General features: G+C 69.3%; 13 protein-coding genes and 1 tRNA gene. 6 read left to right on the top strand and 8 right to left on the bottom strand.

Annotated features, from left to right (window positions below; genetic code table 11):
* The first annotated feature begins 40 nt into the window (after nucleotides 1-40).
* Nucleotides 41-1,192 carry an acyl-CoA dehydrogenase family protein gene (locus tag D0Z60_RS01790; RefSeq protein WP_205421020.1) on the top strand — a complete coding sequence of 384 codons (1,152 nt, stop codon included), beginning with the start codon at nucleotides 41-43 and terminating at the stop codon, nucleotides 1,190-1,192.
* On the top strand, nucleotides 1,189-2,322 hold the full coding sequence (locus D0Z60_RS01785) for an acyl-CoA dehydrogenase family protein (protein WP_118856498.1): 1,134 nt from the start codon (nucleotides 1,189-1,191) through the stop codon (nucleotides 2,320-2,322). The genes D0Z60_RS01790 and D0Z60_RS01785 overlap by 4 nt, the downstream gene beginning before the upstream one ends.
* Here D0Z60_RS01785 and D0Z60_RS01780 read toward each other — a convergent pair.
* Nucleotides 2,319-2,696 (bottom strand): PaaI family thioesterase, encoded by a 378-nt coding sequence (locus D0Z60_RS01780; protein WP_118856496.1) that lies wholly within the window; start codon nucleotides 2,694-2,696, stop codon nucleotides 2,319-2,321. The genes D0Z60_RS01785 and D0Z60_RS01780 overlap by 4 nt on opposite strands.
* A 31-nt stretch (nucleotides 2,697-2,727) precedes the next feature.
* Nucleotides 2,728-2,880, bottom strand: coding sequence for a hypothetical protein (locus D0Z60_RS11580; RefSeq protein ID WP_162888031.1), 153 nt, complete (start codon nucleotides 2,878-2,880; stop codon nucleotides 2,728-2,730).
* A 125-nt stretch (nucleotides 2,881-3,005) separates the two neighbouring features.
* On the opposite strand from D0Z60_RS11580, the gene purS reads away from it, so the two are divergent.
* Nucleotides 3,006-3,248 carry a phosphoribosylformylglycinamidine synthase subunit PurS gene (gene purS / locus D0Z60_RS01775; RefSeq protein WP_118856495.1) on the top strand — a complete coding sequence of 81 codons (243 nt, stop codon included), beginning with the start codon at nucleotides 3,006-3,008 and terminating at the stop codon, nucleotides 3,246-3,248.
* Nucleotides 3,245-3,910, top strand: a complete 666-nt coding sequence (purQ, locus tag D0Z60_RS01770) for a phosphoribosylformylglycinamidine synthase subunit PurQ (RefSeq protein ID WP_118856493.1) — start codon at nucleotides 3,245-3,247, stop codon at nucleotides 3,908-3,910. Before purS ends, purQ begins: the two co-directional genes overlap by 4 nt.
* Here the strand turns inward: purQ and D0Z60_RS01765 are convergent.
* On the bottom strand, nucleotides 3,907-4,116 hold the full coding sequence (locus D0Z60_RS01765) for a hypothetical protein (RefSeq protein ID WP_162888030.1): 210 nt from the start codon (nucleotides 4,114-4,116) through the stop codon (nucleotides 3,907-3,909). The two genes, purQ and D0Z60_RS01765, sit on opposite strands and share 4 nt — an antisense overlap.
* Nucleotides 4,117-4,182: 66 nt before the next feature.
* Nucleotides 4,183-4,259 (bottom strand) — tRNA-Arg (locus D0Z60_RS01760).
* 150 nt (nucleotides 4,260-4,409) lie between these two features.
* Here D0Z60_RS01760 and D0Z60_RS01755 point away from each other — a divergent pair.
* Entirely contained in the window at nucleotides 4,410-6,017 is a 1,608-nt protein-coding gene (locus D0Z60_RS01755; protein WP_162888029.1) for an ATP-binding protein, read from the top strand.
* Nucleotides 6,018-6,027: 10 nt separating this feature from the next.
* Here the strand turns inward: D0Z60_RS01755 and D0Z60_RS01750 are convergent, their stop codons facing one another.
* Genes D0Z60_RS01750 through D0Z60_RS01740 form a run of 3 tightly spaced genes read right to left on the bottom strand, consistent with a single transcriptional unit; the run spans nucleotide 6,028 to nucleotide 8,707 of the window.
* Nucleotides 6,028-7,440, bottom strand: coding sequence for an FAD-binding oxidoreductase (locus D0Z60_RS01750; protein WP_118856487.1), 1,413 nt, complete (start codon nucleotides 7,438-7,440; stop codon nucleotides 6,028-6,030).
* A 29-nt stretch (nucleotides 7,441-7,469) separates the two neighbouring features.
* Nucleotides 7,470-7,868 carry a hypothetical protein gene (locus D0Z60_RS01745; RefSeq protein ID WP_118856485.1) on the bottom strand — a complete coding sequence of 133 codons (399 nt, stop codon included), beginning with the start codon at nucleotides 7,866-7,868 and terminating at the stop codon, nucleotides 7,470-7,472.
* On the bottom strand, nucleotides 7,865-8,707 hold the full coding sequence (locus tag D0Z60_RS01740; protein ID WP_118856484.1) for a TIGR02587 family membrane protein: 843 nt from the start codon (nucleotides 8,705-8,707) through the stop codon (nucleotides 7,865-7,867). The genes D0Z60_RS01745 and D0Z60_RS01740 overlap by 4 nt, the downstream gene beginning before the upstream one ends.
* A 72-nt stretch (nucleotides 8,708-8,779) precedes the next feature.
* On the opposite strand from D0Z60_RS01740, the gene D0Z60_RS01735 reads away from it, so the two are divergent.
* Nucleotides 8,780-9,271, top strand: a complete 492-nt coding sequence (locus tag D0Z60_RS01735) for a dihydrofolate reductase (RefSeq protein ID WP_118856483.1) — start codon at nucleotides 8,780-8,782, stop codon at nucleotides 9,269-9,271.
* Here the strand turns inward: D0Z60_RS01735 and D0Z60_RS01730 are convergent.
* On the bottom strand, nucleotides 9,268-9,777 hold the full coding sequence (locus D0Z60_RS01730) for an SRPBCC family protein (RefSeq protein ID WP_118856482.1): 510 nt from the start codon (nucleotides 9,775-9,777) through the stop codon (nucleotides 9,268-9,270). The genes D0Z60_RS01735 and D0Z60_RS01730 overlap by 4 nt on opposite strands.
* Nucleotides 9,778-9,785 lie beyond the last annotated feature (8 nt).

The raw sequence follows: 9,785 nt of genomic DNA, 5'->3' as shown, positions 1-9,785 counted from the left end.
CCCAGAACGGCTAGGACCGCGCGCCGAGAAGGGCAAGATAATGACCGACCTGGAGACGTTTCGAAGCGAGACCCGAGCCTGGCTGGAGGCCAATTGCCCGGCCGAGATGCGAGCGCCGATGCGCGGCGAGAATGACATCTGCTGGGGCGGGCGCAACTGGCAATTCCAGTCCGATGCCCAACGCCGGTGGCTGCAAGCAATGGCCGCGCGGGGCTGGACCGTGCCCGACTGGCCGAGCGACTATGGCGGTGGCGGCCTGTCGCCGGCCGAGGCCAAGGTGCTGAAGGAGGAGATGGCGGCGACAGGCGCGCGGCCGCCGCTGACCAGCTTCGGCATCTCGATGCTCGGCCCGGCGCTGCTGAAATATGGCAGCGAGGAGCAGAAACGGCGCTTCCTGCCGGAGATTGCGCGCGGCGAAATCCGCTGGTGCCAGGGCTATTCTGAGCCGGGCGCGGGGAGCGACCTGGCCGGACTCCAGACCAAGGCCGAGGACCGCGGCGACCATTGGCTGGTCAATGGCCAGAAGGTGTGGACCAGCTATGCCGACGAGGCCGACTGGATCTTCTGCCTGGTGCGCACGTCGAGCGAGAGCAAGCATGGCGGGATCAGCTTCCTGCTGTTCGAAATGGCCTCGCCGGGCGTGTCGACCAAGCCGATCCTGCTGATCAGCGGCAATTCGCCGTTCTGCGAGACGTTCTTCGACGATGTGAAGGTGCCCAAGGACCAGGTGGTCGGCGAGGTCAATCGCGGCTGGGACGTCGCCAAATATCTGCTCGGCCACGAGCGCGAGATGATCAGCGGCATGGGGCTTGGTGGCCAGGGCTCGCTCGGCGCCGCGGTTGCTCCGGTCGCCGACCCGCTGCTGCGCGCCGAGATCGCCGCGTTCGACGTCGACTCGCTGGCGTTCGCGGCGATGAGCGAGCAGTTCCTTGACGAACTGAAGGCCGGCGCGGCGCATCCGGCCATGCCGAGCCTGATGAAATATGCCGGCACCGAGCTCAACAAGCGCCGCCACGAACTGGTGATGGCGGCCGGCGGATCGGACACGCTGGAATGGGACAGCGAGCGCTCGGGCGGCGGCAAGGCGGCGCGCGAGTGGCTGCGCACCAAGGCCAATTCGATCGAGGGCGGGACGAGCGAGATCCAGCTCGGGATCGTCGCCAAGCACATCCTGGGACTGCCGGGAGCATGAGCGCGCTGCTGACCGACGACCAGCGGATGCTGGTGGACAGCGTCGCGGCGTTCATGGCCGACGAGGGCGCGATCGCGCGGCAGTTGCGGCACTGGCGCGACAGCGGGTGCAAGGACGGCTTCGGCCATGCGCTGTGGAAGCAATTCGCCGAGCTCGGGCTCACCGGAATCCTGATCCCCGAGCCGCAGGGCGGCGCCGGGCTCGGCCAGGCCGAAGCGGGGCTGGTGCTCGAGGAGATCGGGCGCAACCTCACCCCCTCACCCTTCCTCACCACCGCGGTGGTGGCGGTGCGCGCGCTTGACGGGAGCGTGCAGGCCGAGCGCTGGTTTCCGGGCATTGCAGCGGGCGACACGGTCGCCGCGCTGGCGATCGACGAGGGGAGCAGCCACGACCCGGCGGCGACCGCTCTCCGTGCCGAGCGACAGGGCAACGGCTTCGTGCTCGACGGCGCCAAACAGTTCGTCGTCCACGGCGCCTCGGCCGACGTCATCCTGGTCGCCGCGCGGACTGGCGGCTCGCCGGGCGAGCACGACGGAATCACATTGTTCGCGGTGGAGCGCGGCGCGGCCGGTCTCGAGGTCGAGAACGTCACGCTGGCGGATTCGAGCAAGGCGGCGCGGCTGACCTTCGCTCGCATGGCGGTCGATGGCGACGCGGTGGTCGGCGAGGTCGACGGCGGCTGGGCGCCCTTGTCGCGCGCGCTCGCCGCCGGACGCGCCGGGGCGGCCGCCGAGCTCACCGGGGTCGCCGCGGGCGCTTCGGCGATGACGCTCGACTATCTCAAGCAGCGCAAGCAGTTCGGCCGGCTCATCGGCGAGTTCCAGGCGCTTCAGCACCGCGCCGCGCACCTCTATGGCGAGATCAAGATCGCCCGCGCGGCGGCGCGCAAGGCGGCGCGGCTGCTCGATTCGGGCGCGGCGGAGGCCGAGCTGATGGTCGCGGTGGCCAAGGCCAAGGCGGGCAGCGCGGCACGGCTGGCGGTGCAGGAAGGCGTCCAGATGCACGGCGGCATCGGCATGACCGACGAGCACGATATCGGCCTCTACATGAAGCGCCAAGCGGTACTCGACGAACTGTTCGGCGGCCCACGCTTCCACGCCGCCGAGGTCGCTCGGCTAAGCGGCTACTAGCCCCGCTCGATCAGGAAGTTGATCCGCGCGGTGGCGACCGGGCGGGCGCGGTCGGTCTGCCATGCGGTCGCCTCGACATTGGCGATTCGCTTGCCGAGCCGTTCGATCAGCGCGTCGGCGTGGGTCGGCCCGCGCGATGCGCCGGCACCGCGCAGGAATTCGATCGTCACCGTCACCGGCTTGAGCGTTGCGGAGACGTCGCCGAGCGCCTGGCGAAGGGTCGCGAAAGCAGCGAATTCGAGCAGTCCGGCAATGGCGCCGCCGTGGAGATAGCCGGGGCGGCCGACGACATCCTCGTGGAATGGCATGGTGAAGCCGCCGTCGCCGGTCGGCTCGAGCCGGAGCAATCGGCCGTAAGGGGGAAGCTCGGTCATCGCCGCGCCCTAGCGCGGCGGCGGCGCCGGGTCAGCCCCGCGCCTTGTAGCTCGCGACGCAGCCCAGCACGAAGCTGGTGATCAGCGCCAATTGGACCTTGCCGCTGGGATCGGACCAGCCGAAGTAATTCGAGCCGAAGCCGACCAGCGCCACGAACATCGCCAGTGCCAGCGCTGCCGCCATTTTCCTGCCCTCCCCAGAACCAGCCGGGATTTTCGCGCCGCTTGGTTAAGACAAGGTAAAAATCTTGCCCGGCGCGGCGCCAGCAGTCATAGCGCCGGCGACCGCCAGCGACGGGAGCCAGGCAGATGAAAGCGCGCGTGTTCGTCACCCTCAAGCCTGGCGTGCTCGACCCGCAGGGCAAGGCGATCCACCATGCGCTGGACGGACTCGGCTTTGCCGGAGTCAACGACGTGCGCGCCGGCAAGCTGATCGAGCTCGACCTCGCCGAGGGCACCAGCGACGAGACGATCGCCGAGATGTGCCGCAAACTGCTCGCCAACACGGTGATCGAGAATTTCCGCATCGAGCGGTCGGAGGCCGCGGCATGAAAACCGCGGTGATCGTCTTCCCCGGCTCCAATTGCGACCGCGACCTCGCCAGCGCGATCACGCTCGTGACCGGCCGGGCGCCCGACATGGTGTGGCATCGCGATACCGAACTGCCGGCCGGAACCGGGCTGGTCACGATCCCCGGCGGCTTTTCCTACGGCGACTATCTGCGCTCCGGCGCGATGGCGGCGCGCAGCCCGATCATGGGCGCGGTCGCCGCCGCGGCCGAGCGCGGCGTGCCGGTGCTGGGCGTGTGCAACGGCTTCCAGGTGCTGACCGAGGCGGGGCTGCTCCCGGGCGCGCTGATGCGCAACGCCGGGCTCCACTTCGTCTGCCGGACGGTCGGGCTCAAGGTCGAGAACAGCCAGTCGCTGTTCACCGCCGCCTACCGCTCGGGCGAGGAGATCGCGGTTCCGGTCGCCCACCATGACGGCAATTTCCAGGCCGACGCCGACACGCTCGACCGAATCGAGGGCGAAGGCCGGGTGGCATTCCGCTACACCGGCGAGGTCAATGGCTCGGCGCGCTCGATCGCCGGGATCCTCAACGATCGCGGCAATGTGCTGGGCATGATGCCGCACCCCGAGCGGGTCGTCGAGGAGGCGCACGGTGGCACCGACGGGCGCCGCCTGTTCGAAGGTTTGCTGGACGCCGTCGCCTAGCGCGCGCGGCGCAGCGAGATCTTCTGGCAGCCGAGGCTGCTCGGCGGAAGGAAGCAGTGGTAGGCGCGGTCGGGGCCGCCGGTCTCGGTCACCACCACCTTGCGCTCGAGGGTCATCGGGTCGGTGTAGACGATCACCGTCTCCGCCCCGGCGCTGGCCGAAAGGGTTGCGAGCGCAAGCGCTCCGCAGATTGCCACTTTACGCATCATCGCCACCATCATTTCCCCCCGATTCGACAAATGTAGCGCCAATCGAACTGAATTGTCGATGAATGGCGCGCCCGGCTGGATTCGAACCAGCGACCTCATGCTTAGAAGGCACGTGCTCTATCCAACTGAGCTACGGGCGCGCGGCGGGCGAGCAGTGCGGATTGCGATGCCCAGCGTCAATGCCGGATGGGGACCTTTCGGTCCCTGTTCGCGGGCGGGCGCGGCTGCTAGGCAGCGCCGGTCACGACGGGAGCAGCGGATGGTTGGCATGGTCGGACTCAAGGCGCTTGATGCAGCATAACCACGTCCCGTCGGCGACCGAGGGCTGGCTCAACTGGCTGCTCGGGCGCGGCAATGACCTCACCCCGCACGGCTATTGCCTGTTGTGGGACCCGGCGTTGGTGTGGACCCACGTGCTGAGCGACGCGCTGATCGCCGCCGCCTATTTCTCGATCCCCGTGATGCTGGTGCGGATCGTGCGCAAGCGGGGCGACATCGCCTTCAGCTGGATCTTCTGGCTGTTCGCCTTGTTCATCCTCGCCTGCGGCACTACCCACCTCGTCAAGATCTACAACCTCTGGTACTCCGCCTACGAGCTCGAGGCGGCGATCAAGGTCGTCACCGCGATCGCCTCGGTCGGCACGGCGATCGTGCTGTGGCCGCTCATTCCCAAGATCCTCGCCATCCCCTCGCCGCTGCTGCTCGAGGAAAAGAACCAGGAGCTGCAGACCGCGCTCGACCGGATCCAGTTCGAGACCGGCGAGCGTCTGAAGGCCGAGGAGGCGCTGCGCCAGTCGCAGAAGATGGAGGCGGTCGGCCAGCTGACCGGCGGAATTGCGCACGATTTCAACAATCTGCTGCAGGTGCTGAGCGGGACCGCGTCGCTGATCGCCAAGGATCCGACCTCGCCGAAGGTCCAGAAATGGGCCGAGATGGCGCGCGATGCGGCCGACCGCGGGGCCCGGCTGACCGGGCAATTGCTGGCCTTTTCGCGGGTCCAGAAGCTCGAGCTCAAGCCGGTGCTGGTGTCGCCGCTGATCGAGGACATGTCGGACCTGTTGCGCTCGACGCTCGGGCCGCAGTTCAACCTCGAGCTCGACCTCCTCGCCAGGGAGGACCAGGTCCACGTTCTTTGCGACGCGACCCAGCTCGAGCTGGCGATCATGAACCTCGCGATCAACGCCCGCGACGCCATGCCGGACGGCGGCACGATCACCATCTCGACGACCAGGGAACAGGTCGAGGACGGCGAGCTGGCGCACGGCGAATATCTGCGGGTTAGCGTTGCCGACAACGGCACCGGCATGGACGAGGACGTGCTGGCGCGCGCGTTCGAGCCGTTCTTTACCACCAAGGATGTCGGGAAGGGCACCGGCCTCGGTCTGTCGATGGTCTATGGGGTCGCCAAGCAGTCGGGCGGCCGCGCCGAGATCGCCTCGGTCAAGGGCCAGGGGACGACGGTCTCGTTCCTGCTGCCGGTGGTCGAACGCCACGCGGCGGGCGAGACCGGCGGCGAGCGCGTGCCGGAGGCCCGCGACGCGACCATCTTGCTCGTCGATGACGACGACGACGTGCGCCACATCGCCGCCGGGATGCTCGAGGCGCTGGGCCACCGCGTGCTGTCGGCGAGCAGCGGGGCGGAGGCCCTCGAGCTGCTCGGCAAGGAGCAGCCCGATCTCGCCATCCTCGATTACGCCATGCCGGAAATGACCGGCGCCGAGCTTGCGCGGGAGATGAAAGCGCGCGGCTTCGGCGACCTGCCGATCCTGTTCGCGACGGGCTACGCCGATACCGACTCGATGCGCCGAGCGGTTGGCGGCGATCCGGTATTCCTCGCCAAGCCGTTCAGCTTCGACGAATTGGAAGCGATCGTCGGCAAGACTCTGGCCGGCCGCTAGGCGGCGCCGGTCACACCAATTTCCCGGGGTTCATCAGCCCGGCGGGATCGAGCCCGGACTTGATCGCGCGGATCGCCGCGACCCGTCCGGGCGACAGGCGCGCGAGCTCGGCGCGCTTCATCTGGCCGATGCCATGTTCGGCGCTGATCGATCCGCCCGCGGCGGTGACCAGGTCGTGGACCATGCGGCTGACCGCCCCGCCCTCGCGATCGAGCCAGCCGTCGTCGCCGCGGCCCATGGCGCGGACGTGGAAGTGGATGTTGCCGTCACCGAGATGGCCGAAGCCGCTGGCGCGAACGCCGGGAAAGGCGCGCTCCAGAGCGGCCGAGGCCTCGTCGAGAAAGGCCGGCATGGCGTCGACGGGAACGCTGATGTCATGCTGAGTGGCCGGCCCGAACGCTTTCTTCTCGGCCTCCGACAGGCCGTCGCGCAGCCGCCAGAAGGCGTCGGCCTGCGCCTCGTTCGCGGCAATGGTCGCGTCGCCGACCAGGCCGCGCTCGAGCAGCGGCGCGAGCAGGCGCTCGAGCAAAGCGGTCGGGTTCTCCTCGCCGGTGCTCCCGGCCGTCGCCTCGACCAAGGCGTGCCACGGGTGCGGGCCGGCCAGCGGCGGCCTGGCGCCGGGCAAATGGGCCACGGCTGCGTCGAGCGACTCCGCGGGCAGGATCTCGAACCCTTCCACCGCGTCGGTCGCCGATTGGAGCGCGCGCAGCACGTCGAGCGCGGCGACCGGGCTGGCGAGCCCGAGCCAGGCGACGCCGCGGGCATGGATCGCGGGGACCAGCCGGAGCCGGGCGGCGGTGACGATGCCGAGCGTACCCTCCGCGCCGATCAGCATCTGATCGAGGCTGGGACCGCGATTGTCCTTCTTGAGCCCGGCCAGCCCACTGTGGATCGCGCCGTCGGGAAGCACCGCCTCGATGCCCTCGACCAGCCCGCGCATCGGGCCGAAGCGCAGCACCTGCGTGCCTCCGGCGTTGGTCGAGACCAGCCCGCCGATGGTCGCCGAGCCGCGCGCGCCGAGCGTCAAGGGAAAGCGCAGCCCTTGGGCCGCGACCGCGTCGTGCAATGTCTCGAGGATGACGCCCGCTTCGGCGACGCAGCGCTGCGCTGTCCGGTCGACGGCGCGAATGCGGTTCATTCGGCGGAGCGACAGGATCAGCGCCGATCCGTCGGCCGGCGGGGTCGCGCCGCCAACCATCGAGGTGTTGCCGCCTTGGGGCACCAGCGGCACGCCATGTTCGCGGGCCAGCGCCACCATCGCCGCCACTTCCTCGGTCGAGCTCGGCTGGAGGATCGCATCGGCAGCGCCGCGCCAGCGGCCGCGCCAGTCGGTCAGCCACGGCGCGACATCGGCCGGGTCGGTCAGCGCCGCCGCCGCGCCGAACCGCCGGCGGACCTCGTCGATCAGTGCGGCCTTGCCCATCGCCGCCCGAGATAGGCGCGGCGGGCGGGCTAGGGAAGCTCGTAGCCGACCACTGCGACCTGGAGCGCGCCCGAGCGCGGGTCGGCCTTGAACATCAGCCCGCCGCGCGCCTGCGAGCGGCCGGGCACATAGTCGAGCGTCGCGCTCGCCTCCTCATCGCCGAGCTTGCCCTCGACCTGGACCGCGGCGGCGGTCTGGCGCGAGGCATTCTCGACCACCACGTCGGCGACGAAACCGGCCGGGGTCGCGGTGACCCGCTCGACCCGCGCCGACAGCATTGGCACGTCGCGGTCGTTGCCGGCACCGACCTCGCGCAGCAGGATCGCGCACAGCGTGACGAGCAGGATCAGGCCGAGCGCGGCGGCCACCCATTCGAGCGCCGGGACCGGCTCGGACGCCGCGGCCTTATGTTCCTTGCGCACGGTCATACGACGATCCTCGCAATGCCGGCGCCGATCGACGCCGGGAAGCCGAGCACGGCGATCGCCGCCGCGGCATTGCCGAGCCCGAGGCCGTCGAGCCGGCCGAAGCTCCACAGGATATAGACCACCGCGGCGATGGTCACCGCATAGCCGGGCAGCGTCTGGGTGATGAACGAGCGCGCGTGGCCGGCGGTAAAGCGCTGCTCCTGCCCGTGGAAATGGACGATGTAGAGGATGGCGTGAAGCAGCAGCACCGACAGCGCCACCAAGAGCAGCGACTGCGCCGGGTCCATCTGCAGGGCGATCAGCAGGATCTCCTCAGTCGGGGCGACGGTGAAGCTGAGGAACAAAGCGCCGGCGAGGAACAGGAACAGCTGCCCGCCATAGGTGTCGCGCCACTCCTCCGCCTCTTCGATCTCCTCGCCTTCGCCGAGCAGCTTGGCGCCGATCATCGCCCCGAAGCTGGCCGGGACCGCCTGGATCGCGACCATTCCGGCCATCTCGCCGATGGTCATCGCCGGTCGGATCGCGCCGATCAGCCAGAGGATTGCGGCGGCGGTGACGACGGCGACGAAGTAGGCCGCGAAGGCATCGAGGATGTCATCGGTCCAATTGTGCGATTCCTCAAAGCCGGAAACCTTCGACAGGCCATAAAGGATGAGGATATTGACGGCGGTGAACAACGCCACGCGCCACGGCTCGAGGTAGAAGCCAAGCCACCACATCTCCATCGTCATCAGCAGCGGCAGGCAGAACAGCAGCGCCCCGGCGAAGGCGCGCGACAGGGCCACGGCATAGGCGTGGTTGGTGGTCGCGACATGGTTGGCGCTGTTCGCGGCGGTCACTTGGGGCCCCTCTTGTTGGCGGGTGAACGAGGGCGGTTTGCCCGCGGTTCCGGATCGGCCTAAGGCAAGAGAATGGCCCGGCCGCCGATCACCATCGTCCTCGCGCGCGCGATCAACGGCGTGATCGGCAAGGACGGTACGCTGCCGTGGCACATCCCGGCCGATCTCAAGCGATTCAAGCAGCTGACCATGGGCAGCGCGATGATCATGGGCCGCAAGACTTTCGACAGCCTGCCCGGAGTACTCCCCGGCCGGCGCCACATCGTCCTCACCCGCGATCCCGACTGGCGGGTCGACGGGGTCGACACCGTGCATTCGCTCGAAGATGCGGTGGCGGCGGCGGGCGAAACGGACATTTCGGTGATCGGCGGAGCGGCGGTGTTCGCGATGTTCGAGCCGATTGCCGACCGCATCGAGCTCACCGAAGTGCTGGCCGAGGTCGACGGCGACGTCACCATGCCCGACCTGCGCTCGAGCGAGCAGTGGGTCGAGGTCGCTGCCGAGGACCATCCGCCAACCAGCGACACGCCGGCGTTCCGCTACACGACCCTGGTCCGACCCTAGCGGACCGCGCGCGCGCCGTAGCGGCGCACCTGCTCGCCGATCACCTGGTCGACCAGCGGCGCGAGCCGGGCCGCACCGCCGCCGGCAAACCCCGCCACGCGATATTCCACCGTCACCCGCGAGCCGCCAGGCGTGCGCGCGATCTTCCAGTCCATCACGCCCGCCGTCGCCTCGAACAACAGCGGTCCGAGCGAGCCGGTGAGCACGACGCGCTCGTTCGGCTGGACCAGGGTCACGCGCAGATGTTCGATCCCGCCGCTGCCCAGCTTCTCGCAAAAGCAGCCGCCGGGCCGCAGCGCGAAGCTGAGGTTGGCGCTGTCGCCCGAATAGCTGTGATCCTTGTTCCACCAGCGCGGCAAGTCGCCGATCGCGGCGAAGGCGCGCTCGGGCGGAACGCTCAGTTCCAGCGCGTGGCGCAAGACGAAGCCGTTGGGGCCGGAGCTGACCACTTCGGCCGAGGCCGGGGCGGCGAGCAGCGCTGAAGCGGCGATCACGCAGGTCTTCATCGTCCCCT

It is taken from the genome of Sphingomonas mesophila (assembly GCF_003499275.1).
Taxonomy (GTDB): domain Bacteria; phylum Pseudomonadota; class Alphaproteobacteria; order Sphingomonadales; family Sphingomonadaceae; genus Sphingomicrobium; species Sphingomicrobium mesophilum.
Note: the sequence above shows the minus strand (reverse complement) of the source record. Positions and strands in the feature narration are given on the sequence as shown.

Coding starts and splice junctions, on each gene's coding strand:
- D0Z60_RS01780 (WP_118856496.1), bottom strand. CDS start 2,696: ATGACCGAGCTTCCCCCTTACGGCCGATTGCTCCGGCTCGAGCCGACC.
- D0Z60_RS11580 (WP_162888031.1), bottom strand. CDS start 2,880: ATGGCGGCAGCGCTGGCACTGGCGATGTTCGTGGCGCTGGTCGGCTTC.
- D0Z60_RS01730 (WP_118856482.1), bottom strand. CDS start 9,777: ATGAAGACCTGCGTGATCGCCGCTTCAGCGCTGCTCGCCGCCCCGGCC.
- D0Z60_RS01755 (WP_162888029.1), top strand. CDS start 4,410: ATGCAGCATAACCACGTCCCGTCGGCGACCGAGGGCTGGCTCAACTGG.
- D0Z60_RS01785 (WP_118856498.1), top strand. CDS start 1,189: ATGAGCGCGCTGCTGACCGACGACCAGCGGATGCTGGTGGACAGCGTC.
- purQ (WP_118856493.1), top strand. CDS start 3,245: ATGAAAACCGCGGTGATCGTCTTCCCCGGCTCCAATTGCGACCGCGAC.
- D0Z60_RS01790 (WP_205421020.1), top strand. CDS start 41: ATGACCGACCTGGAGACGTTTCGAAGCGAGACCCGAGCCTGGCTGGAG.
- purS (WP_118856495.1), top strand. CDS start 3,006: ATGAAAGCGCGCGTGTTCGTCACCCTCAAGCCTGGCGTGCTCGACCCG.
- D0Z60_RS01745 (WP_118856485.1), bottom strand. CDS start 7,868: ATGACCGTGCGCAAGGAACATAAGGCCGCGGCGTCCGAGCCGGTCCCG.
- D0Z60_RS01735 (WP_118856483.1), top strand. CDS start 8,780: ATGGCCCGGCCGCCGATCACCATCGTCCTCGCGCGCGCGATCAACGGC.
- D0Z60_RS01750 (WP_118856487.1), bottom strand. CDS start 7,440: ATGGGCAAGGCCGCACTGATCGACGAGGTCCGCCGGCGGTTCGGCGCG.
- D0Z60_RS01765 (WP_162888030.1), bottom strand. CDS start 4,116: ATGCGTAAAGTGGCAATCTGCGGAGCGCTTGCGCTCGCAACCCTTTCG.